The sequence below is a fragment of the Geothrix edaphica genome, assembly GCF_030268045.1.
Taxonomy (GTDB): Bacteria; Acidobacteriota; Holophagae; order Holophagales; family Holophagaceae; genus Geothrix; species Geothrix edaphica.
In genome coordinates this window covers 60,060-81,608 of record NZ_BSDC01000004.1, presented here as the reverse complement: position 1 = coordinate 81,608, position 21,549 = coordinate 60,060, and the positions used below count along the sequence as shown (strand labels likewise).

Genomic DNA, 21,549 nt, shown 5'->3' with positions numbered 1-21,549 from the left:
GGGGCTAGGCGTACACCAGCGCAGACCGCACTTCCAGGCGGGCGGCCTTCCACTCGGCCCAGGCGCTGCGGAGCTCGGCACGGTGCAGGGCCAGGGCGGCCTTCCGCTCGGCCTTGGCTTCCCGCCAGGCTTCCGCCGTGGCCCGACCCTTGGCCAGGCCCTTCGCCCGCCACTCGGCCTGCTTCGCCTGCCAGGCCTCGTGCCGGTCGTGCAGGGCGGCCAGGGCCGCGTCCAGCTTCAGGCGGGCGGCCTCCAGGCGGTCCCGCATGGGGTGGGCGCTGCCGGGGCTGGCCAGGGCCAGGCGCTCGCGCAGGCGCTTCTCCTCCATGTGGAGCCGGGCCCGGGTCATGACCGCGGCGGGCACGCGCCGGAACTGGCCCACGAGGCCCATCCAGGCCAGGACGTTCAGCAGCCACTTGGTGGTGTCCCACTGGTACCAGAGGGCGCCGTTGCGGTAGTCCCACTGCCAGAGGTGGTGGAAGTTGTGGTAGCCCTCGCCGTAGGTCAGGGGCGCCAGCAGCCAGTTGTCGCGGGCCGTGTTGGTGTCCGTGTAGGGCCGGCTGCCGAACATGTGGGCGGCGCTGTTGATGAAGAAGGTGGTGTGGTGCGTCATCACGATGCGCAGGGCCACGCCGAAGACCAGGTGGCCCAGGACGTTGCCGGTGGCGAGCCCGATCCACAGGGGGATGGTGGCCACCACGGCCCCGATGAGGAAGTGGTGCCGGTGCTGCCAGCGCACGAGGGGATCCTTCTCCAGGTCCGCGACGCCGGCCAGGGGCAGCTCCTTCGCCTCCATGACCCAGGTCCAGTGGGCGTACCAGAAGCCCTTGCCGATGGTGTAGGGATCCTTGTCGGTATCCACGTGCTGGTGGTGCACCCGGTGGTCGCTGGCCCACTTGAGGACCGAGTTCTCGAAGGCGGCGGCCCCGAAGCAGAGGAAGAGGAAGCGCACGGGCCAGGAGGCCTTGTAGGCCCGGTGGCTGAAGAGCCGGTGGTAGCCGCCGCTGATGGCGGTGCCCACGGCGAAGATCATGGCGAGGAAGACCAGCGCCTCGCTCCACCGCAGGCCGGAGGTGGCCAGGCGCCAGGGCACCAGCACCAGCGCGAGGGCCAGGGTCCCCGTCAGGAAGAGCGTGTTGAGAAGATTCCAGCGCTTGCCATGGACCATGCCATTGACTCCAAAACAGAGATTAATTCTACCGGACGCAGGCAAGCGGCGTCCCATGCCAAACTTGCCCTTTCCCCTGGCGTGAGGTTTCTGTGACCGTCAAGCGACCCTGGTACCGCTCCAGTACCTTCTGGATCTTCGTGGGCCTGATCCTGGGCGTGGTGCTGGGCGGCTTCCTGCCCCAGGACCAGTACCCCTGGGCCTACGACACCTTCCGCTTCCTCTCCAAGGCCTTCATCAGCCTCATCAAGGGCCTCATCGTCCCCCTGCTGCTGTCCACCATCATCGTGGGCATCGCCCAGACCGGGGACATCCGGGCCGTGGGCCGCATGGGGGCCAAGGCCCTGATCTACTTCGAGGTCGTCACCACCCTGGCCCTCTTCATCGGCCTGGCGGTGGCCAACTGGATCCAGCCCGGCGCGCACCTGCCCATGGACATGGGCGCCCATGCGGGCGTGGCCGCGGCCAAGGCCAAGACCGGCTGGGAGATCGCCCTCCACATGTTCCCGTCCAACCTCATCCAGCACGCGGCGGAGGCGGACATCCTGCCCGTGGTGATCTTCGCGACGCTCTTCGGCATCGCGCTCACGAAGGTGGGCGAGCGCGGCAAGCCCGTGCTGGCCTTCTTCGATGGCGTGGCCCAGACCATGTTCAAGTACACCGACTTCGTCATGCGGCTGACGCCCCTGGGCGTCTTCGGCGCCATGGCCTACAACGTGAGCCACATGGCCGCGGGGCACTCGGTGAACGGCGCGGTCATCAAGGGCTGGCCCGCGGTGTTCCACCTGCTCAAGCAGTACAGCCTGCTGGTGGGCAGCCTCTACCTGGCCCTGGCCCTGCTGTTCATCCTGGTGTTCGTGCCCGTGGCCTGGCTGGCGGGCGTGCGCATCCTGGGCTTCGTGAAGGCCATCAAGGATCCGGCGCTCACGGCCTTCAGCACCGCCAGCAGCGAGGCGGCCCTGCCCAAGCTGCTCGAAGAAGTGGTCCGCTTCGGCGTGCCCCGCCAGGTGGCCAGCTTCGTCATCCCCACGGGCTACAGCTTCAACCTGGACGGCTCCACGCTCTACCTGGTGCTGGCCAGCCTCACCATCGCCCAGGCGGCGGGCATCCACATGAGCCTGGGCCAGCAGCTGCTCATGGTCTTCACCTTCATGCTCACCAGCAAGGGCGTGGCGGGCGTGCCCCGGGCCACCCTGGTCATCATCGCCGCCACCTGCGGCAGCTTCGGCCTGCCCGGCGAGGCGGGCATCGCCATGCTGCTGGCGGTGGACGAGATCATGGACATGGCCCGCACCACCGTGAACGTCATCGGCAACGGGCTGGCCAGCGTGGTGGTGGCCCGCTGGGAGGGCGTCTTCGGGACGGATCCCGAGCCCCTGCCCGACCAGGAAACCTGAGCGATCGCTACCTGAAGTAGCGCGCGGCTCCGGGGCCCAAATCCTTGTCTTGAAAGCCTTCGGCCGGTATCGTGGTGGATTCCCAATGCGGCGCTGCATCAGGATCCGACCGGGGGCTCCATGAAGATCATCGTGACCGACGAGGTGACCGGCGAAGGTCTAGCCCTGCTCCAGCGCGACCCGCGCATCACCCTCGACGTGCGCCTCGGCCTGTCGAAGGAGGCCCTGTACGCCTGCATCGGCGAGTACGAGGCCATCATCACCCGCAGTGGCACCACGGTGGACAAGGCCCTGCTGGACGCGGCCACCAGCCTGAAGATCGTGGCCCGGGCGGGCGTGGGCATCGACAACGTGGACGTGGACTACGCCAGCTCCAAGGGCGTCATCGTCGTGAACGCGCCCTTCGGCAACACCAACAGCGCCGCGGAGCACACGCTGGCCCTGCTGCTCTCCGCCTGCCGCCACATCCCCGCCGCCAACCAGAGCCTGAAGTCCGGCGACTGGAAGCGGGCCAAGTTCACGGGCGTGGAGCTGAAGGGCAAGGTGGCCGGCGTCATCGGACTCGGGAAGGTGGGCGGTCGCGTGGCCACGCGGCTCAAGGCCTTCGAGTGCGAGGTGCTGGGCTGCGATCCCTACATCAGCGCCAAGCGGGCCCAGGACCTGGGCGTGCGCCTGGTGGACCTGGCCGAGCTCTGCCGGTCCTGCGACATCCTCACCGTGCACACCCCCCTCAACGACGAGACCCGCGGCATGATCGGCGCGGCGCAGCTGGCCCTGATGAAGGACGGCATCATCCTCCTGAACGTGGCCCGGGGCGGCATCCTGGACGAGGCGGCCCTGCTGGCGGCCCTCCAGTCCGGCAAGGTGGGCCTGGCGGCGGTGGACGTGTGGTCCGAGGAGCCCCCCAAGTCCGAGACGCTCAGGCAGCTCATCGAGCATGAGCGGATGGTGGTCACGCCGCACCTGGGGGCCAACACCCAGGAGGCCCAGGTCAACGTCGCCATCGACGTGTCCCGGGAGATCCTCAGCTACCTGGACGGCACCCCCCTGGAGAACGCCGTGAACCTGCCGCACTTCGATCCCGCGGTCATGGACCAGATGCGCCCCTACTTCAAGCTCATGGCCGTCCTCAGCGAATTCGGCCTCCAGCTCCTGAAGGGCAGCCTGGACCGCGTCACCTTCGGCTTCGCCGGAGCCATCGCCCACCAGGACTGCTCGCCCCTCACCGTGAGCGGCCTGGCCGCCATGCTGGGCCGAGCCACGGACCAGCCCGTGAACATGGTCAACGCCAACCTGGTGGCCGAGCGCATCGGGCTGGTGGTGGAGGAGCACAAGTCCACGGACGGTGGCGCCTTCTCCAACCTGGTGACCCTCACGCTGGAGGGCAGCGGCAAGACCCGCGTCCTGTCCGGCACCCTCTTCGAAGGCACCCCCCGCATCGTCCGGCTCCGCGACTACGCCATGGACTTCATGCCCGAGGAGCACATGCTCCTGCTGAGCTACCTGGACCGCCCCGGCATGATCGGGAAGATCGGCACCGTGCTCGGGCAGCACGACATCAACATCGCCTGCATGAACCTGGGCCGCCGGGAACGGAAGGGCGAGGCCATGGTGGTCCTCTCCGTGGATACGCCGGTCCCGGCCCCGGTGATCGCCGAGCTCCAACGGGCCACGGACGCCACCTTCGTCCGGGCCCTGCACCTGCCCTCGGCCGCTTCCGTATAGAGAATGCGATGATGGGGGCTGGAGGCCTCCTTGAAACTCATCGCCTGGGACTTCGACGGCACGCTGGTGGACAGCCGCCCCCTCATCGAGGCGGGCATGGCCCACGCCCTGGACACCCTGGGCCAGCCCCGGTCGGTCATGCAGGAATGGCTCAAGTACGTGGGCCTGCCTGTGGAGGCGGGCATCCGGAACACCTTCGGCCCCCTGGGCCTGGACCACGACACGGTCCTGAAGGCCTACCGCAGCTTCGGCCACGCGGAACACGAGCACCTGATGCGGCCCTTCGACGGCATCCCCGAGCTGCTGGGGGAGCTGCGGGCCCGGGGCCAGCGCATGGGCGTGGCCACCTCCAAGCGGACCGTCCCGCTCCTGCGCCAGATGGCCCGGTTCGGCTGGGAGGCCTTCTTCGACCCCATCATCACGCCCGACGACGTCACCCATGGCAAGCCGCACCCCGAAACGCTGGAGCTGATGCAGGCCCGCACCGGCCTGGCCCCGGAGGAGATCCTCATGGTGGGCGACACCCCCTTCGACCTGGACATGGCCCGGGCCGCCGGGGTGCCCAGCCTGGCCGTGGGCCATGGCTTCTATCCCCAGGAGGCCCTGGCCGCCTGCGGCCCCCGGGCCTACGCGCCGGACACGGCCGCGCTGCGCGACATCCTGCTCGCCTGGGTGGAGGACTGACGATGGCTGAGCTGACGCACCTCGATCCCGAAGGCCGGCCCAAGATGGTGGACGTCTCCGCCAAGGCCGTAACCCGGCGAGTCGCCGTGGCCGCGGGCTACCTGGAGCTGGATGCCCCCGCCGCGGAGGCCCTGTCCAAGGGGGGCGGCCCCAAGGGGGATCCCTGGTCCGTGGCCCGGCTCGGGGCGGTGGGCGGGGTCAAGCGGACCTCCGACCTGATCCCCCTGGCCCACCCCCTGGCCATCGAGGCCGTGGATGTGGTCCACCACTGGGACCCCGCCACCCGCCGGGCCTGGCTGCGCGTGCAGGTGAGCTGCGAAGGCCGCACGGGCATCGAGATGGAAGCGCTGGCGGGCGTGACCGTGGGCCTGCTGGTGCTCTACGACATGCTCAAGGCCGTGAGCCACGGCATGGCCCTCGGCCCGGCCCGTCTCCTTCGGAAGGAGGGCGGCCGGCGGGGCACGGTGACCCTGCCCTGGGCCGGATGCCCCTGGGAGCCCTGAGGGCGGGGCCCTAGTTGGAAAACATTTGCATATGCAAGGTTCCAGGACCCCGGTAGGATGGGGTTTGGACTGTTCCTCATTCATCGCGAACCGGGGTCACGACCCCCTCAAGGAGGCCTAGCGAAGCAGGCTTTTCCGTTCCAGCCGGGAGTTTACCCATGCGTTTTGCCGTCTTGACCCTCGTTCTCGCGTCCCTCAGTGTCGGCCTCCAGGCCGCTCCGAAACGGACCTCCAAGAAGATCGCCTCCAGGCCCGCCGATGATGGTGCCGTCCACATCGTGCGCAAGGGTGAGACCGCCGCGGCGGTGGCCCGGGTCCACGGGATGAGCCTGGCCGACCTGGCCGCCCTGAATCCCGGCCGGAAGCTGTCCAAGCTCTCCGTTGGCATCCGCCTGAAGGTGCGTCCCTCCAAGGCTGTGGCCGCGGCCTCCGAAACGGAGGACGCTCCCATCCAGGCCCTCCCGGCCACGCCCCGGCCCGCGCTGGCGGCCCTGCCCACGCCCGCGGTCGTGCCCCCGGCCCCCATGCCGCACCTGGAGCGCCTGCTGCCCTACCAGGTCCGGGCTGTGGTTCCCGCCCCCAGCGGCACGGCGGCCTCCGGCCACCTGGAAGCCCACCTGGCTCCCGGCACCCCGTCCCAGCTCCTGGCCCGGATGCAGCCGGTCATGCCGCCGGTGAGCGAAGCCGAGCTGAACGCCCTGCTGCCCACCTTCACCCCGGCCGACCCGGACCGCCTCGACCTGCTCTGGCCCGTGGAGACGCGGACCATCAGCTCCGCCTGGGGCCCCCGGATGCGCACCAAGACCGTCCGGGTGAAGAACCAGCGCAAGAAGCGGGTCCGCTACAAGGGCCGCCACCGCGGCATCGACCTCACCGCCCCCACCGGCACCGCCGTGTTCGCGGCCCTGGACGGACAGGTGGTGATGGCCGGGAAGCACAAGCAGTACGGCAACTTCGTGGTGGTCGACCACGGCAACGGCGTCGCCACGCTCTACGCCCACCACAAGCTGAACCTGGTCCATGAGGGCGACATCGTGCGCCGGGGCCAGAAGATCGCCGAGGTCGGCCGCACGGGCAACGCCACGGGCCCGCACCTCCACTTCGAGCTCAAGGTGGATGGCGTGCAGCGGAATCCCCTGCCGGTCCTCAACGACGAGGAAGAGGTCTCCGCCGAGCTCGCCGCCCAGAACGCCCTGCTGGGAGTCGGCGCCCGACGCTGACGCGCAGTCCCCGGACCTCATCTGGCGTGCTGAACCTCCGCGCCACCCGCGGCACTGGAAGGAAGCGCCCCACCGTGTCCCGGCGCGGGACCGGCCGCGGACGCCATGCTAGACTTGATCCTTTCGCCGTTCTGAGGTGGTCATGCCGCTGTACCGAGCTTCCCTCCGGGCCCTGGGGGCCGTTGCGCTTCTGGCTGCGGCGTTGGCCTGTGGGGGCAAGAAGGGCGGGACCACGTCTGCCCCCTCCACGACCATCTCCCTCTCCGGATCCGTCACCTACGTCCGGGTGCCCCTCGCCACGGACGCCAACGGCGTGCCCACGGGGCTGGCGGACAGCACCGTCGCCACGAACCTGAAGACGCTGCCCGCCCGGGGTGTGCTGGTTCGCACCTATCAGCGTCTCGACCAGCTCAACCCGGACGGATCCACCAAAACCCCTGTCTGGTTGGTCGCCAGCGAGGTGTACACGGACTCCACCGGCCACTACTCTACAATCGTGGACAAGGATAAGCCACTGATGGTTGAGCTGTTGAGCAGCTTCAACGGCGGAACCGGAAGCCCGCTCAATCTCATCGGTGACCCCGCCGGCATCAACAGCACAGTCATCCAGGCCAATCGCTACCGCTATGCCATGCGCAAAGCCATTGATGGCACGGCTCCATCTGGAAATCCGGCTCCGGCCACCATCCCCGCAGGGGACAGCGTCGTCGATTTCGCCGTCGGGCTTACGGATCCCTGGTGGCTGGTCAATGCCAATTACCTCCCCGGCAATCGGCTGGCCCCCGAAGCCGACGATGCCATCCTCGAGACCACCCTCCCTGGCCGGACCATCGGCACTGGCAGCCGGATCCTCGCCATCGGCGATACCGCCGCCAGCTTCCTGGCTGTTTACGGCACCGCGACACCTGGGGCCGCCTTGGATCTTCACTACGCCCCGGGGGTATCCGAGGCCCGGGGATCCTTCGTGGAATATGACCGCACCACCTACCCTCTCGCCTACGACGCTTCCTTCGGAAGCCTCCACTATTTTGGATCCCTCCAGGGTGGCCCGACCAACGACGATGCCTGGGATGAAGGCGTCATCCTTCCCCTCCTTTCCCGGGGCGTACTCTTCTCTCGGAATCTCGGACGCACCTTCGGCTTTCCCTTAGCCCCACTCTTCCCTGTCGCGATGCCTCTCCCGGATCTGAGCCCGGATTCTGCACGGGTCGAGGGCTTCGCCGATGCCATGGCCGCCAACATCCTCAAATCCCCCTATCTGGCGGACACGCAGGGGACGACTCTGGCGACGCCGGTGCTGGACATCAGGGATGTCAGCAGCCTAGCCACCACGGAGCTCACGCCTTATTCCGCACCGGCCATTCGTGCACTCAGTTGGGAAGTCATCCTTAAGGCGAACAGCGTGGCCGCTCCTGGAGGTCCAGCGACCTGGTCCACCCTCAATCCCCTTGCTGCGGGGCGTTTCTTCAGTTCCCCCTCCTTGACGAACGGGGCCACGGACTCCACCGCCCGTGATATCGAACCACTCAACATCTACTCGCAGCTCGCCCGCCTCAAAGAGGCCCGATCGAGTTCGGAACCTGTCGATCTTGCCCCTATCTTCACGGATGCAGTACTGACGCCTCTGACCGCCCCCTACGGCATTGTGTGGCCCCGGCCCACCACCGGAACCTACGCTTCCTTCGCGGCGAACTGGGGCACGGATCCCAATGCGCTCACCACCCCGCTGGCCCCCTTTACCCTCAGCATGGGCAAGGCCGTCCAGGTGCGGGGTTTCTATCCCAACCAGTCCGAGGGCGAGGTGTTCTACAGCGGCTTCAGCCTGAGCGCGGACAAGCGCTACGTGATCGGCGTGACCATCTCCCCCGCGCTCGCGGCCGGAGGCGAGCTCGACCTGGACCTGCCTCTGCTCGGCCGGACCTTCACCTTCTCAGGCTCCGGCGGAACTACACCTGCCACGATCCTTACGGTGAGCACCACCGCCCCGGTCTACCACCCGGTCCGGGTGCGGCTGAAGAGCCCGGCCGTCCTGCAGCCGGATGTCGCCGTGACCGTGAGCTTCACGCCCAGTCTCTAGTCCACCGATCCTGGAGCCGCCATGACCGCCTCCGCCGCCCTCCAGGCCCTGCAGGCCCGGGCGCCCTTTGTGCCCGACCTCGCCATCGTCCTGGGTTCCGGCCTGGGCGCCCTGGCTGAAAGCCCCGAGGCGAAAGCGGGCGTGGCCATCCCCTTCACGGACCTCCCCGGCTTCCCCGCCCCGACCGTGGCCGGCCACGGGGGCCAGCTGGTCTTCTGCGAGTTCGAAGGCCGGAAGGTGGTGCTCCAGGCGGGACGCTTCCACTTCTACGAGGGCCATCCCATGCCCCTCGTGGTCACCCCCATGCGGCTCTACGGGCGCCTCGGCGTGAAGGCCGTGCTGCTCACCAACGCCGCCGGCGCCCTCAACCCGGCCTTCGGCGTGGGCGAGCTCATGGCCCTCACGGACCACATCAACCTCTTCGGCACCAACCCCCTCATCGGCCCCAACGTGGAGCCGGGCCCGCGGTTCCCGGACATGACCGCCGTCTATGACCCGGCCTTCCGGACCCACCTGGCCAGCTGCGCCGCGACCCTCGGCCAGACCCTCCGCCAGGGGGTCTACCTGGGGCTCACGGGGCCCAGCTACGAAACGCCCGCCGAGATCCGCGCCTTCCGCGTGATGGGCGCCGATGCCGTGGGCATGAGCACCGTGCCCGAGGCCATCGTGGCGCGGCACGAAGGCATGCGCGTGGCCGGCATCTCCTGTCTCTGCAACATGGCCGCCGGCATCCTGCCCCAGGCCCTCACCCACCAGGAAGTGCTCGAGGCCGGCGCCGCCGCGGCAGGCCGCTTTGAGGCGCTGGTACGGGCGTTCGTGAGAGACCTTCCGCTGTAGTCCCATCCTTACCCCGGCGCAGAAAAGCCCGGCGTTGCCGGGCTTTTCTGCGCAGGGGTGAAAAGCTTAGTGCTGGCTCTTTTGATGTTCTTCGATGAGCCGGCTGACCACATCCGGCTCGGCGAGGGTGGAGATGTCGCCCATGCCGTCGTACTCGGAGGAGGCGATCTTCCGCAGGATGCGCCGCATGATCTTGCCGCTGCGGGTCTTGGGCAGGCCCGAGGAGATGTGGATGACATCGGGGGCCGCGAAGGCGCCGATGACCTGCCGCACCTGCTCCTTGAGGGCGCCGATGAGCTGCTGGCTACCCTGCTCCGTATAGCCGTGGTTGAGCAGGACGTAGCAGTAGATGCCCTGGCCCTTGATGGGATGGGGGTAGCCCACCACGGCGGCCTCGGCCACGGCCTCGTGGGCCACCAGGGCGCTCTCCACCTCGGCCGTGCCCAGGCGATGGCCGGACACGTTGATGACATCGTCGATGCGGCCGGTGATCCAGTAGTAGCCGTCCTCGTCGCGTCGGGCGCCATCCCCCGTGAAGTAGTAGCCCGGGTACTGGGTGAAGTAGGTGTCCCGGAACCGCTTGTGGTCGCCATGCACCGTGCGGGCCTGCCCCGGCCAGGGGGCGCCCAGGCAGAGGGCGCCGGACACATCGTTGCCCTCCAGGGGCACGCCGGTGGCGGGGTCCACGATGACGGGCTTCACCCCGAAGAAGGGCAGGGTGGCCGAGCCCGGCTTGGTGGGCGTCACGCCCGGCAGGGGCGTGATGAGGATGCCGCCCGTCTCCGTCTGCCACCAGGTGTCCACCACCGTGCAGCGGCCTTCGCCCACCACGTCGTGGTACCAGCGCCAGACTTCGGGGTTGATGGGCTCGCCCACGGTGCCGAGGATGCGCAGCGACTTGCGGCTGTATTTCTTGATCCAGCTGTCGCCGGCCTGGGCCAGGGCGCGCAGGGCCGTGGGGGCCGTGTAGAGGATGGTCACGCCCAGGTCGTCCACGATCTGCCAGTAGCGGCCGGCATCGGGATAGAGCGGCGTGGACTCGAAGATCACCGAGGTGGCGCCGTTGGCCAGGGGCCCGTAGACGATGTAGCTGTGGCCCGTGACCCAGCCGACATCGGCGGCGCAGAAGTAGATGTCGTCCGGGTGGTAGTCGAAGACCAGCTTGTGCGTGAAGGCCGCGTAGGTGAGGTAGCCGCCGGTGGTGTGGAGCAGACCCTTGGGTTTGCCCGTGCTGCCGGAAGTGTAGAGGATGAAGAGCGGGTCCTCCGCGCCCATCCACTCGTTGGTGCAGGTGGAGCGCTGCTTGGCGGTCTCCTCGTCCAGCCAGAGGTCGCGTCCGGGCTGCATGGGCACGTCGCCGTCCGTGCGCCGGGCCACCAGCACGGTCTCCACCAGGGACATGCCCTCGATGGCGCGGTCCACGGTGCGCTTGAGGGGCACCCGCTTGCCGCCCCGCAGGCCCTCGTTGGCCGTGACCACCACCTTGCAGTGGGCGTCCACGATGCGGTCCCGCAGCGACTCCGCGGAGAAGCCGCCGAAGACCACGGAATGCACCGCCCCGATGCGGGCGCAGGCCAGCATGGTGTAGACCAACTCGGGGATCATCGTCATGTAGATGCAGACCCGATCGCCCTTCTGCACGCCGTTGTGCAGCAGGACATTGGCCACCCGCGCCACGTGGTGCTTGAGGTCCCGATAGGTGATGTGGGTGTAGACGCCCGGCTCATCCTGCGCCCAGATGAGGGCGGTCTTGTCCCCCAGGTGCGGCAGGTGGCGATCCACGCAGTTGAAGCACGCGTTGAGGCGCCCGCCGGAGAACCAGGAGAAGTCCACCTCCTTGTAGTCCGCGTCGAAGACGGACTGCCAAGGGTGGAACCACGTGAGGGACTTGGCCTGCTCCCCCCAGAACCACTCCGGGTTGTCCAGGGACAGCCGGTACAGGCGCTGGTACTCCTCCATGGTCTTGATGTGGGCCCGCTCCCGGATGTGGGGCTTCACTGGGAAGAGGTCTTCGGACATGGGTCGTCTCCGTGCCAGGGGTGAAGTGGATATGGAAGCGGCGGAGGAGCGTGTGGATGGCGGTGGAGGCCTGGATCTCCACGCAGGTCCGTCAGGCTGGGAAAGGCGGTTGGGGGGTGGGGGTGGCGATCATTCTCCGGCCCCACCCAACCCTTGTCCAGTACTCGTTACCCCAGGTAGAGGCTCCAGGCCCATGGCCGGAATCCAAAGGGGCGGGGTCGGGCGGAGTTCCCTCCGCCCGACCCCTTCAGCCTTCCGGCGGCAGGACCGCCGGGAAGTCGGATCAGTGCTGGTAGGTGCTGATGTCCCGGTCCTTGGTTTCCTTCAGGAAGAGGGCGCCGATCACCACGGTGACGAGGGCCACGATGATGGGATACCAGAGCCCATAGTAGATGTTGCCCTTCAGGGCCACGATGGCCGTGGCGATCAGGGGCAGCATCCCGCCGAACCAGCCGTTGCCGATGTGGTACGGCAGCGACATGGAGGTGTAGCGGATGTTGGTGGGGAAGAGCTCCACCAGGAAGGCCGCGATGGGCCCGTACACCATCGTCACGTAGATGAGCATGACGAACAGGATCAGCAGGGTCATGGGGTAGTTGACCTTGGACTTGTCGGCCTCCTTGGGATAGCCGAGGTCGGTCAGGGCCTTCTTCAGGGCGGCTTCCGAAGCCGCGCTCCAGCCCTCGACGCGGGTCGTGGTGAACTGGCCCGTCGTGGGGTTCTTGCCCTCGATGGTGGCGACCACCATCTTGCCGGCCTCGGGCGCGACCTTGTTGAAGTTGAGGCCCTGCTTCCCGAAGAAGTCGTTCACGCGGTCCAGTTGGGAGAACTTGCTCCAGGGGCCGACGAAGAGGTTGAACGTCTCATCCTTGGGGTTCCCGGCCACCGTGATCACCGTGGTGTTCTGGAAGGTCTCCAGGGCGGGGTTCACGTAGTGCGTCAGGGCCTTGAACAGGGGGAAGAACGTGAGGGCGGCGATGAGGCAGCCCGCCAGGATGATCTTCAGGCGGCCGATCTTGTCCGACAGCCAGCCGAAGAAGATGAAGAAGGGCGTGCCCAGCAGCAGCGAGGCGCCGATCATCATGTAGGTGGTCTGGTAGTCCAGCTTCAGCGTGATCTGCATGAAGAAGAGCGCGTAGAACTGGCCGGTGTACCACACCACGCCCTGGCCTGCGGTGGCGCCGAGGAGGGCGAGCAGCGCGTACTTGTTGTTGGGGTACTTCAGGAAGCTGTCGCTGAGGGGCGCCTTGGAGGTCTTGCCCTCGGCCTTCATCTTGGTGAAAACGGGGGATTCGTGCAGCTTCAGGCGGATCCAGACGGACACGGCGAGCAGGAAGATGGACATCCAGAAGGGAATGCGCCAGCCCCAGGAGGCGAAGGCTTCCTTGGTGAGGGCCGCGCGGCAGGACAGGATGATCCCGAGGCACAGGAAGAAGCCGACGGTGGCCGTGGTCTGGATCCAACTGGTGTTGTAGCCGCGGCGGTCATGGGCGGAGTGCTCCGCCACGTAGGTGGCCGCGCCGCCGTACTCGCCGCCCAGGGCCAGGCCCTGCAGCAGGCGCAGGGTGACCATGATGATCGGGGCCCACCAGCCGATGGAGGCGAAGGTGGGCAGGAGGCCGACGCCGAAGGTGGACAGGCCCATCACGACGATGGTCACCAGGAAGGTGTACTTGCGACCGATCAGATCCCCGATGCGCCCGAACACCAGCGCGCCGAAGGGACGCACCAGGAAGCCGGCCGCGTAGGCCGCGAAGGCGGAGAGCAGGGCGGCCGTGTCGTTCCCCTTGGGGAAGAAGAGGGTCGCGAAGAAGGGCGCCAGCGTGGCGTAGAGGTAGAAGTCGTACCACTCGAACACCGTCCCGACGGACGATGCCACGATCACCATGCGTTCTTCCTTGGTGAGTGGCGTTCTTGCTGCGACTTGTTCGGTTGCAATGGCCATGTCGTGTTGCCTCCTTGGATGTTCCTTCAGGTTGAAGCCGGGCGCTCAGTGCTTCTTCAGTGATCGGGCCGGATGGCACATCAGATGTGGAACCTTTCGAAATCCCCCCTCTGGATACCGGCCAGGGCCGGGGCGGTTGTAGAAGTCACGCCTGGATGACTCCAGGCCCGAATGCGACGAATCGTTATGGGGTTCACGGCGGGCATGCCCAGCGGAACAGGTTGGAATGGGTTGGCTGACCACTAGCTAACGCACTCCTTTCCTCCGGGTCAAGCAAGTCGATGTCCGGAGAGGCATTTTTTTTGAAGAGGGAAAAAATGGCCTAAGTCCAGATCTAAAACGACCATGCGATCGCCTTCCTGCCCAGCGGCTCCGTCCGGAATGGGAGATCGAGGACTCCGCTGAAACAGGTTTGGCAGATTCCGGTCCCCCGCGACCTTCCCGGCACCCTCCCGAGCAGGCGCCCGCGTCCCGGGGAGCCCCCTGCCCCTATCATGGTCCCTGACCCTCCACCTTCCGGGACCCCCATGCGCATCGCCCTCCTGGCAGACATCCATGCCAACCGGCTCGCGTTGGAGGCCTGCCTGGAGCACGCCCGGACCCAGCGCGCGGACCGGCTCGTGTTCCTGGGCGACTATGTGGGCTACGGTGCCCAGCCCAACGAAGTGGTGGAGCGGATCATGGCCGAGGCCGCCCGGGGCGCCATCGCCGTCGCGGGCAACCACGACCAGGCCGTGGCCAACGACCGGGAGGCCATGACGCCCGATGCGGAGACCGCCATGGCCTGGACCCGCGGCCAGCTGGGCCCCGAGGCCCGGGACTTCCTGGCCAGCCTGCCCCTGCGCTTCGAGGATGGGACCCGCCTGTACGTGCATGCCAGCCCGCAGACCTATCCGCCATGGATCTATATCCGCGAGAGCCGCGACGCCCTCCGCGCGCTGGAAGCCAGCCGTGCCCAGATGGTCTTCTGCGGGCACACCCACCTGCCCGCCCTGCATGGGATCACCGCCACCGGGCAGCTGGTGTCCTTCCAGCCCGTCCCCGGCGCTCCCGTGCCCCTGCCGCCGCACCGCCGCTGGCTGACCGTGGTGGGTGCCGTCGGCCAATCCCGCGACGGCAATCCGGCCGCGGCGTATGCTCTGCTGGACACCGCCACCTCCGAGATCACCCACTTCCGGGTGCCCTACGATGTCCAGGCTGCGGCCACCGCCCTCCTGGAGGCCGGCCTTCCCCCGGCCCTGGCGGCGCGGCTCAGGAAGGGACTCTGACCATGCCGCAGACCACGATCATGCCCGGGACCTCCCTCGACGGCTTCCTCGTCGGAGAGCGGATCCACCGGGGCGGCATGGCCTCGCTCTGGGCCATCTCGCACCCGGATTCCCCGCTCCCCCTGCTGGTGAAGGCGCCGACCCTCTCGGAGGGCACCGATCCCGCAGCCATCGTCGGGTTCGAGATGGAGCAGATGATCCTCCCGCGCCTGACCGGTCCCCATGTGCCCAAGTTCGTCGCCCAGGGTTCCACCGGCTTCCAGCCCTACGTGATCATGGAGCGCATCCTCGGCCCCACCCTGCTGCCGAGGCTGGCCGAGCTGCCCCTCCCCTGGGCGGAGGTGGCGGCCCTGGGCGCCCGCATCGCCACGGCCCTGGACGACCTCCACCGCCAGCATGTGGTCCACCTGGACGTGAAACCCTCCAACCTCCTCACCCGCCCCACGGGCGAGATCGTGCTCGTGGACTTCGGCCTGTCCCACCATGACGAGCTGCCCGACCTGATGGGCGAGGAGTTCCGGCTGCCCTACGGAACCGCGCCCTACATGGCTCCGGAACAGGTCCTCGGCCTCCGGAAGGACCCCCGCAGCGACCAGTTCGCCCTGGGCGTGCTGATGTACTTCTTCACCACCGGCGTGCGCCCCTTCGGCGATCCCCAGCGCCTCTCCGGCCTGAAGCGCCGCATCTGGCGGGACCCGGTGCCGCCCCGCCGGCTCCGCCCGGACTGCCCGCCCTGGTTCCAGGAGGTCATCCTGCGCTGCCTCGAGGTGCATCCGGCCTGGCGCTATCCCACCGCCGCCCACCTGGCCATGGCCCTGCGTCACCCGGACCAGGTGAAGCTGACCGCCCGCTCCGAGAAGCTGCAGCAGGATCCTTTCACCACCGTCCTGCGGCGCCGCTTCGCGGATCCCCAGCTCACGGTGCCCAAGGGCAAGGTCCCCACGCGGCACGACGGAGACGCCCCGATCCTCGCCGTGGCCGTGGACCTCTCGCACGAAGCGGCCCCCATCGCCGGCACGCTGCGCAGCATGGTGGCCCACATGCTACCGGCCCTGCCCGGCGCCCGGGTGGCCTGCCTGAATGTCTTCAAGCAGGGGCGCATCACCCTGGACCAGACGGTGGACGAGCAGGGACGGAACATCCACCTCCAGCGCCTGGTAGAGCTCCGCCACTGGGCGGAGCCCCTGGGCCTGGAGGAGGGGCGGATCAGCTTCCACGTGCTGCAGTCGCCGGATCCCGCCTCGGCCATCCTCCAGTACGTGAATGCCAACCATGTGGATCACGTGGTGATCGGGGCCCGCGCCAGCTCCCTGCGCCGCTCCCTGCTGGGCAGCGTGTCCAGCCAGGTGGCCGCCCAGGCCCCCTGCACGGTGACCGTGGTGCGGTCCCGCCGCCTGCGGCAGTCCGATTTCAAGGACGAGCCCGAGGACAAGACCGAGAGCACCTGGACGGTGGGCTGATTCCGTACATGGAAGCGCCCCGGGCGAACCGGGGCGCTTCCATGATCGTGACGGATTCTACTCCGCGTCCTCGGCCTTGGGCTCGGGGAGGGTGTAGTCCACGAACTCGATGAGGGCCATGTCAGCCGCGTCGCCGAGGCGATGGGCCATCTTGAGGATGCGGGTGTAGCCGCCGGGGCGGCTCTCGAAGCGCTTGCGGAAGTCGGCGCCGAAGAGCTTCTGCACGGCGTCCTTGCTTCCGAGGCGGGCCATCGCCAGACGGCGGTTGGCCACGGAATCGGTCTTCGCGAGGGTGATGAAGGGCTCCACATAGGTGCGGAGTTCCTTGGCCTTCACGAGGGTGGTCTCGATGCGCTCGCTCTGGATCAGGGCGGTCGCGAGGTTCTTCATGAGGGCCTTGCGCTGGTTGGTGGTGCGGCCCAGGCGCTTGCCGGCAACGTTGTGACGCATGGGGGCTCCTTACACTTCCTGCTCGAGCCGCATGCCGAGGGAGAGGCCGATACGAGCGAGCTCGTCCTTGATCTCCTGGAGCGACTTCTTGCCGAAGTTCTTGGTTTTCATCAGCTCAGCCTCGGTCCGCTGGACCAGCTCGCCGATGGTGGTGATGTTGGCGTTGCGGAGGCAGTTGTTGGCCCGCACGGAAAGTTCGAGTTCCTCGACGGACTTGCCCAGCCAGGTATTGGCGGCTTCGGCACCCAGGGTCGCGGAACCCATCTCCATCTCGGTGAAGTCCTCGTCCTGACGGGCGAACACGAGGAAGTGGTCGCGCAGGATGAGGGCCGCGTCGGAGACGGCTTCCTTGGGGTTGACGGCGCCGTTGGTCCACACCTGGAGCGTGAGCTTCTCGTAGTCCGTGCTCTGGCCCACGCGGGCGGGTTCGACGATGTAGTTCACGCGGATGATGGGGCTGTGGTTCGCATCCATGGGGATGAAACCCAGGCCCAGGCTCTCGTCATGGTTGTGGTCGGCGGTCACGAAGCCGCGGCCCAGACGCACCACCATCTCGATCTCCAGCTCACCTTCCTCGCCCAGGGTGGCGATGTGGATGTTGGGATCCACGACCTCCACGTTCTGGTTGCAGCGGATGGCGGCCGAGGTCACCGTGCCCTCGCCCTTGGCGGAAATGGTGACCGTCTGGGGTTCGGTGCTGTGCAGCTTGAACGGCACTTCCTTGAGGTTCAGGAGGACGTGGGTGATGTCCTCCCAGACGCCGGGAAGGGTGGTGAACTCGTGCATGACGCCCTTGATGCGGACGTTGGTGACAGCCGCGCCCTGGATGCTGCTGAGCAGCACCCGGCGCAGGCTGTGCCCCACGGTCGTGGCGAAGCCACGCTCGAAGGGGTAGGCCACGAATTCTCCGTAGGAGTCCGTGAGGGACCCGGGGGTCACCTCCGCGAATCGCGGCCTCTGGAAATCGCTGAGGTTCAGCATCCTGCCCCCTTACTTGGAATACAGTTCAACGATCAGCTGCTCGTTGATGTCCAGGGTGATGTCCTCACGGGTCGGCGCGGCAAGCACCTGACCCTTGAAGGCGGTGGCGTCCAGGGAAAGCCACTTGGGAATCCCACGGCCGGCGGAGGTCTCGACGGAGGACTTGACCCCGTCGTTCTCGCGGGCGCGGCTACCCAGCTCCACCGCCTGCCCAGGCTTCACCTGGAAGGAGGGGATGTCGACCCGCTTGCCGTTGACCAGCACGTGACCGTGCATGACCATCTGGCGGGCGGACGAGCGGCTGGGCGCGAAGCCCAGACGGTAGATCACGTTGTCGAGGCGACTCTCGAGGAAGCCGAGCAGGTTGTGGCCGGTGACGCCCTTCTTGGCGTCGGCCTTCTCGAAGTAGTGGCGGAACTGCTTCTCGAGCACACCGTAGATGCGCTTCACCTTCTGCTTCTCGCGAAGCTGCAGGGCGTAGCCGGTGGGCTTCTTGATCTTCCCCGCGCCGTGCTGGCCGGGGATCTTGCCCTTGCGGGTCTCGAACGAGCACTTCTCCTTGAAGCAGCGCTCGCCCTTGAGATAAAGCTTCATGCCCTCGCGGCGGCAGAGGCGGCAAACGGCGTCTGTGTAACGTGCCATGTCTCTCCTCCTCTCTTAAACCCGGCGCCGCTTGGGCGGCCGGCAGCCGTTGTGGGGGATGGGGGTGACGTCGCGGATGCTGGTCACCTGGATGCCGGCGGCGTTGAGGGCGCGGATGGCGCTCTCACGACCGGCACCGGGGCCCTTGACGCGGACGTCCACCGAGCGCACGCCCTGCTCCTTGGCGGCCTCGGCAGCGATGCCGGCGGCCACCTGGGCTGCGAAGGGCGTGCCCTTGCGGGTGCCGCGGAAGTTCTGGTTGCCGCTGGAAGCCCAGCAGAGCATGTTCCCCATCGGGTCAGAGATGGAGATGATGGTGTTGTTGAAGGACGCCTGGACGTGAGCCACGCCGTGGGGGACGTTCTTCTTTTCCTTCTTCTTGACCACCTTCTTGCCGGCGGTCCGGGTCTGGGTCTTTGCCATGGGTTCCTCGTCCTACTTCTTCTTGCCGGCCACGGTGCGTCGCTTGCCCTTGCGGGTGCGGGCGTTGGTGTGCGTGCGCTGACCACGGACGGGGAGGCCCTTCCGGTGGCGCAGGCCGCGGTAACAGCCGATGTCCATGAGCCGCTTGATGTCGAGGGAGATGTTCTTGCGGAGGTCACCCTCCACGGTCTCCTCGGCGGTGATGACGCGGCGGATGCGACCGACCTCGTCCTCGGTCAGATCCCGGACCTTCGTGCCGAAGTCGACCTTCGCGCGGGTCAGGATGCTGTGCGCCTTGGCGCGCCCGATGCCGAAAATGTAGGTGAGCGCGATTTCGATGCGCTTTCCGATGGGCAGATCAATGCCTGAGATGCGTGCCATCGTTTCTCCTTAACCCTGACGCTGCTTGTGCTTGGGGTTCTTCTTGCAGATGATCCGGTTGATGCCTTCGCGCCGGACCACTTTGCAGTGCTCGCACAGCTTCTTGATGGAGGGCCGTACTTTCATGGTGTCCTCTCGTTTACTTGAATCGGTAGATGATGCGGCCGCGGGTGAGGTCGTAGGGCGTTACCTCGACGAGCACCCGGTCACCGGGAAGGATTCGGATGAAGTTCTTGCGCATCTTCCCGCTGATGTGCGCCAGCACCTGGTGCTTGTTCTCCAGTTCGACCCGGAACACCGCGTTGGGCAAGGCCTCGACCACTGTGGCTTCGAGCTCAATGGCTTCTTCTTTGCTCAAGCGCGTTCTCCGAAGACGTGACGCAGCGATTCAAACACCAGCTCCGGCGCGCGATTGCCATCCACGCTCCGGAAGGTCGGCCGATGCTTGTAGAAGCCCAGGAGCGGCTGGAAGGTCGAGTGGAACTCGCCCATCCGGCTCCGGAAAGCTTCAGCGGTATCGTCGGACCGGTGCTTCAGGGGACTTCCGCACAGATCGCAGATACCGGCCTGCTTGGAGGGCTTGGACTCCAGGTGGTAGATGGCGCCGCAGGCATTGTTGCTGCAGACGCGCCGGCCCACCACGCGGGCTTCCAGCACCTCCTGGGGGACATCGACCAGTACCACGTGCCCGACCTTCATGCCCTTGGAGGAGAGGAAGTCTTCCAGGGCCTGAGCTTGCTGAAGGGTGCGTGGGTAGCCGTCGAACAACACGTCAGAGGTCTCGTCCAGCAGCCGCGCGAAGACCAGGCCGTTGACGGTGTCGTCGTCCACCAGTTTTCCCTCGGCCATGATGGCTTTCGCCCTCAGGCCGATCTCCGTCCCTTTCGAAACGGCATCTCTCAGAATGTCACCGGTTGAGAGGTGAGTCAAAGAGAATGTTTCCACCAGGCACTTGGCCTGGGTGCCCTTCCCGGAGCCCGGGGCCCCGAGGAGGATGTTGGCGATGAGGCTCATGAGCCCCCCCCTCGGGTGGAACGGCCGCGGATGCGGCCCTTCTCGAGGAAGCCGTCGTAGCGGCGCATGACCAGCAGGCTTTCCAGCTGGGCCGCGCTGTCCATGGCCACGCCCACCACGATCAGCAGGCTGGTGCCGCCGAAGTAGAAGTTGAGGCCCTGGATGTTGTTCGTGATGAGCAGGGGCACCAGGGAGACCAGGGCCAGGTAGATGGCGCCCACGAAGGTCAGCTTGGACAGGATGCTGTCCATGAAGATGCTGGTCTCCTTGCCGGGCCGGATGCCCGGGATGTAGCCCCCGGACCGCTTCATGTTCTCGGCGGTCTCATCGGGATTGAACACGATGCTGGTGTAGAAGAAGGCGAAGAAGATCACCACCCCCACGAAGACCGGGGTGTAGATCCAGAAGTGGGTCTGCGGATTGAGGTAGGCCGCCGCCTTGGCCAGCCACTCCCAGCGGGTGAACTGGGCGATGGTGGCCGGGAAGAAGATCACCGAGCTGGCGAAGATGACGGGCATCACGCCGGCGGTGTTCAGCTTCAGTGGCATGTAGGAACTGCGCTGGCTGGACATGCCGGCCGAGTCGGCCCGGCGGGCGTAGTGGATGGGGATGCGCCGGTAGGCGTTTTCCACCAGCACCACCGCCAGCAGCACCACGATCATGGCCCCGATGAGCAGGATGAAGATGCCCGGGGGCGGGACGTTGGGAGCGTTCTGCAGGGACTGGGTGATCATCACCGTCAGGGTGGTGAGGGCCTGGGGCAGGCCGGCCACGATGCCAGCGAAGATCAGCAGGCTGATGCCGTTGCCGATGCCCCGCTCGGTGATCTGCTCGCCGATCCACATGACGAACAGGGTGCCCACGGACAGGGTGAAGGCCGCCAGGAACCGGAAGGCCGTCGGGGAGATGGCGTTGGTCACCACCTCGAGGCCGGGCGCGTTCTGGCTCTGGGCCAGGGACGCGATGCCCATGCCCTGCACGAAGGCCAGGCCCACGGTGAGATAGCGTGTCCACTGGTTGATCTTCTGCCGGCCGGCTTCGCCTTCCTTCTTCTGGAGGTTCTCCAGGTAGGGGACCACGGCCCCCATCAGCTGCAGCACGATGCTGGCGGTGATGTAGGGGGCGATGCCCAGGGCGAAGACGGAGAACTTCTTGAACGCACCACCGGAGAACAGGTCAACGACGTCGAAGAGCCCGCCGCCGCCGCGCTTGAGCGCGGCGGCCAGGTTCTCGGCGTTCACCCCGGGCACGCTGACGTGCACCCCCAGGCGGTAGATGGCCAGGAGGATCAGGGTGAAGAGGAGCCGCTTGCGCAGCTCCGGGATTGCGAAGAGGTTCCTGAGGCGGTTCATCGG

At 67.3% G+C, this 21,549-nt stretch carries 21 protein-coding genes; 9 read left to right on the top strand and 12 right to left on the bottom strand.

The window, feature by feature from the left end; all coding sequences use genetic code 11:
* Window positions 1-4 precede the first annotated feature (4 nt).
* Window positions 5-1,168: a fatty acid desaturase gene (locus QSJ30_RS13720; RefSeq protein ID WP_285610154.1), complete on the bottom strand. Its 1,164-nt coding sequence runs from the start codon at window positions 1,166-1,168 to the stop codon at window positions 5-7.
* A 92-nt stretch (window positions 1,169-1,260) separates the two neighbouring features.
* Between QSJ30_RS13720 and QSJ30_RS13715 the strand changes: the two genes are divergently transcribed.
* The 7 genes from QSJ30_RS13715 to QSJ30_RS13685 all read left to right on the top strand — a co-directional run bounded on the left by QSJ30_RS13715 (window position 1,261) and on the right by QSJ30_RS13685 (window position 9,611).
* Window positions 1,261-2,565: a dicarboxylate/amino acid:cation symporter gene (locus QSJ30_RS13715; RefSeq protein ID WP_285610151.1), complete on the top strand. Its 1,305-nt coding sequence runs from the start codon at window positions 1,261-1,263 to the stop codon at window positions 2,563-2,565.
* A 120-nt stretch (window positions 2,566-2,685) separates the two neighbouring features.
* Complete coding sequence (gene serA, locus QSJ30_RS13710; RefSeq protein ID WP_285610149.1) at window positions 2,686-4,290, top strand: phosphoglycerate dehydrogenase; 1,605 nt, start codon at window positions 2,686-2,688, stop codon at window positions 4,288-4,290.
* Window positions 4,291-4,320: 30 nt separating this feature from the next.
* Window positions 4,321-4,974 carry an HAD family hydrolase gene (locus tag QSJ30_RS13705; protein WP_285610148.1) on the top strand — a complete coding sequence of 218 codons (654 nt, stop codon included), beginning with the start codon at window positions 4,321-4,323 and terminating at the stop codon, window positions 4,972-4,974.
* Window positions 4,975-4,976: 2 nt separating this feature from the next.
* Complete coding sequence (moaC, locus tag QSJ30_RS13700) at window positions 4,977-5,477, top strand: cyclic pyranopterin monophosphate synthase MoaC (protein ID WP_285610147.1); 501 nt, start codon at window positions 4,977-4,979, stop codon at window positions 5,475-5,477.
* Window positions 5,478-5,635: 158 nt separating this feature from the next.
* Window positions 5,636-6,697, top strand: a complete 1,062-nt coding sequence (locus QSJ30_RS13695; protein ID WP_285610146.1) for a LysM peptidoglycan-binding domain-containing M23 family metallopeptidase — start codon at window positions 5,636-5,638, stop codon at window positions 6,695-6,697.
* 142 nt (window positions 6,698-6,839) lie between these two features.
* Window positions 6,840-8,774, top strand: a complete 1,935-nt coding sequence (locus QSJ30_RS13690; RefSeq protein ID WP_285610145.1) for a hypothetical protein — start codon at window positions 6,840-6,842, stop codon at window positions 8,772-8,774.
* Between the two features lie 21 nt (window positions 8,775-8,795).
* Window positions 8,796-9,611 (top strand): purine-nucleoside phosphorylase, encoded by an 816-nt coding sequence (locus QSJ30_RS13685; protein ID WP_285610144.1) that lies wholly within the window; start codon window positions 8,796-8,798, stop codon window positions 9,609-9,611.
* 66 nt (window positions 9,612-9,677) lie between these two features.
* Here QSJ30_RS13685 and acs read toward each other — a convergent pair whose 3' ends face one another.
* Both acs and QSJ30_RS13675 read right to left on the bottom strand, forming a co-directional pair.
* Window positions 9,678-11,630: an acetate--CoA ligase gene (gene acs / locus QSJ30_RS13680; RefSeq protein WP_285610143.1), complete on the bottom strand. Its 1,953-nt coding sequence runs from the start codon at window positions 11,628-11,630 to the stop codon at window positions 9,678-9,680.
* A 283-nt stretch (window positions 11,631-11,913) separates the two neighbouring features.
* Complete coding sequence (locus tag QSJ30_RS13675) at window positions 11,914-13,575, bottom strand: MFS transporter (protein ID WP_420798798.1); 1,662 nt, start codon at window positions 13,573-13,575, stop codon at window positions 11,914-11,916.
* 527 nt (window positions 13,576-14,102) lie between these two features.
* Between QSJ30_RS13675 and QSJ30_RS13670 the strand changes: the two genes are divergently transcribed.
* Together QSJ30_RS13670 and QSJ30_RS13665 are read left to right on the top strand one after the other, a co-directional pair.
* On the top strand, window positions 14,103-14,843 hold the full coding sequence (locus QSJ30_RS13670) for a metallophosphoesterase family protein (RefSeq protein ID WP_285610141.1): 741 nt from the start codon (window positions 14,103-14,105) through the stop codon (window positions 14,841-14,843).
* Between the two features lie 2 nt (window positions 14,844-14,845).
* Complete coding sequence (locus tag QSJ30_RS13665) at window positions 14,846-16,303, top strand: serine/threonine protein kinase (protein WP_285610140.1); 1,458 nt, start codon at window positions 14,846-14,848, stop codon at window positions 16,301-16,303.
* 57 nt (window positions 16,304-16,360) lie between these two features.
* On the opposite strand, the gene rplQ is transcribed toward QSJ30_RS13665, so the two are convergent.
* Genes rplQ through secY form a run of 9 tightly spaced genes read right to left on the bottom strand, consistent with a single transcriptional unit; the run spans window position 16,361 to window position 21,546 of the window.
* Complete coding sequence (gene rplQ, locus QSJ30_RS13660; RefSeq protein ID WP_243303195.1) at window positions 16,361-16,753, bottom strand: 50S ribosomal protein L17; 393 nt, start codon at window positions 16,751-16,753, stop codon at window positions 16,361-16,363.
* A 9-nt stretch (window positions 16,754-16,762) separates the two neighbouring features.
* Window positions 16,763-17,734 carry a DNA-directed RNA polymerase subunit alpha gene (locus QSJ30_RS13655; protein ID WP_052571446.1) on the bottom strand — a complete coding sequence of 324 codons (972 nt, stop codon included), beginning with the start codon at window positions 17,732-17,734 and terminating at the stop codon, window positions 16,763-16,765.
* Window positions 17,735-17,743: 9 nt separating this feature from the next.
* Window positions 17,744-18,376 (bottom strand): 30S ribosomal protein S4, encoded by a 633-nt coding sequence (gene rpsD / locus QSJ30_RS13650; protein WP_285610139.1) that lies wholly within the window; start codon window positions 18,374-18,376, stop codon window positions 17,744-17,746.
* A gap of 15 nt (window positions 18,377-18,391) precedes the next feature.
* Window positions 18,392-18,799 carry a 30S ribosomal protein S11 gene (gene rpsK / locus QSJ30_RS13645; RefSeq protein WP_243303191.1) on the bottom strand — a complete coding sequence of 136 codons (408 nt, stop codon included), beginning with the start codon at window positions 18,797-18,799 and terminating at the stop codon, window positions 18,392-18,394.
* Window positions 18,800-18,811: 12 nt separating this feature from the next.
* Window positions 18,812-19,180, bottom strand: coding sequence for a 30S ribosomal protein S13 (gene rpsM, locus QSJ30_RS13640; RefSeq protein WP_257305869.1), 369 nt, complete (start codon window positions 19,178-19,180; stop codon window positions 18,812-18,814).
* A gap of 9 nt (window positions 19,181-19,189) precedes the next feature.
* Window positions 19,190-19,306, bottom strand: a complete 117-nt coding sequence (gene rpmJ / locus QSJ30_RS13635) for a 50S ribosomal protein L36 (RefSeq protein ID WP_243288424.1) — start codon at window positions 19,304-19,306, stop codon at window positions 19,190-19,192.
* Window positions 19,307-19,319: 13 nt separating this feature from the next.
* A complete protein-coding gene (gene infA / locus QSJ30_RS13630; RefSeq protein ID WP_026852734.1) occupies window positions 19,320-19,538 on the bottom strand; it encodes a translation initiation factor IF-1 in 219 nt (72 codons plus the stop codon).
* Window positions 19,535-20,194, bottom strand: a complete 660-nt coding sequence (locus QSJ30_RS13625) for an adenylate kinase (RefSeq protein ID WP_285610138.1) — start codon at window positions 20,192-20,194, stop codon at window positions 19,535-19,537. Before QSJ30_RS13625 ends, infA begins: the two co-directional genes overlap by 4 nt.
* A complete protein-coding gene (gene secY / locus QSJ30_RS13620; protein ID WP_285610137.1) occupies window positions 20,191-21,546 on the bottom strand; it encodes a preprotein translocase subunit SecY in 1,356 nt (451 codons plus the stop codon). Before secY ends, QSJ30_RS13625 begins: the two co-directional genes overlap by 4 nt.
* Window positions 21,547-21,549: the final 3 nt, after the last annotated feature.

Coding starts and splice junctions, on each gene's coding strand:
- QSJ30_RS13720 (WP_285610154.1), bottom strand. CDS start 1,168: ATGGTCCATGGCAAGCGCTGGAATCTTCTCAACACGCTCTTCCTGACG.
- serA (WP_285610149.1), top strand. CDS start 2,686: ATGAAGATCATCGTGACCGACGAGGTGACCGGCGAAGGTCTAGCCCTG.
- moaC (WP_285610147.1), top strand. CDS start 4,977: ATGGCTGAGCTGACGCACCTCGATCCCGAAGGCCGGCCCAAGATGGTG.
- QSJ30_RS13695 (WP_285610146.1), top strand. CDS start 5,636: ATGCGTTTTGCCGTCTTGACCCTCGTTCTCGCGTCCCTCAGTGTCGGC.
- QSJ30_RS13690 (WP_285610145.1), top strand. CDS start 6,840: ATGCCGCTGTACCGAGCTTCCCTCCGGGCCCTGGGGGCCGTTGCGCTT.
- QSJ30_RS13685 (WP_285610144.1), top strand. CDS start 8,796: ATGACCGCCTCCGCCGCCCTCCAGGCCCTGCAGGCCCGGGCGCCCTTT.
- acs (WP_285610143.1), bottom strand. CDS start 11,630: ATGTCCGAAGACCTCTTCCCAGTGAAGCCCCACATCCGGGAGCGGGCC.
- QSJ30_RS13675 (WP_420798798.1), bottom strand. CDS start 13,575: ATGGCCATTGCAACCGAACAAGTCGCAGCAAGAACGCCACTCACCAAG.
- QSJ30_RS13670 (WP_285610141.1), top strand. CDS start 14,103: ATGCGCATCGCCCTCCTGGCAGACATCCATGCCAACCGGCTCGCGTTG.
- QSJ30_RS13665 (WP_285610140.1), top strand. CDS start 14,846: ATGCCGCAGACCACGATCATGCCCGGGACCTCCCTCGACGGCTTCCTC.
- rplQ (WP_243303195.1), bottom strand. CDS start 16,753: ATGCGTCACAACGTTGCCGGCAAGCGCCTGGGCCGCACCACCAACCAG.
- QSJ30_RS13655 (WP_052571446.1), bottom strand. CDS start 17,734: ATGCTGAACCTCAGCGATTTCCAGAGGCCGCGATTCGCGGAGGTGACC.
- rpsD (WP_285610139.1), bottom strand. CDS start 18,376: ATGGCACGTTACACAGACGCCGTTTGCCGCCTCTGCCGCCGCGAGGGC.
- rpsK (WP_243303191.1), bottom strand. CDS start 18,799: ATGGCAAAGACCCAGACCCGGACCGCCGGCAAGAAGGTGGTCAAGAAG.
- rpsM (WP_257305869.1), bottom strand. CDS start 19,180: ATGGCACGCATCTCAGGCATTGATCTGCCCATCGGAAAGCGCATCGAA.
- rpmJ (WP_243288424.1), bottom strand. CDS start 19,306: ATGAAAGTACGGCCCTCCATCAAGAAGCTGTGCGAGCACTGCAAAGTG.
- QSJ30_RS13625 (WP_285610138.1), bottom strand. CDS start 20,194: ATGAGCCTCATCGCCAACATCCTCCTCGGGGCCCCGGGCTCCGGGAAG.
- secY (WP_285610137.1), bottom strand. CDS start 21,546: ATGAACCGCCTCAGGAACCTCTTCGCAATCCCGGAGCTGCGCAAGCGG.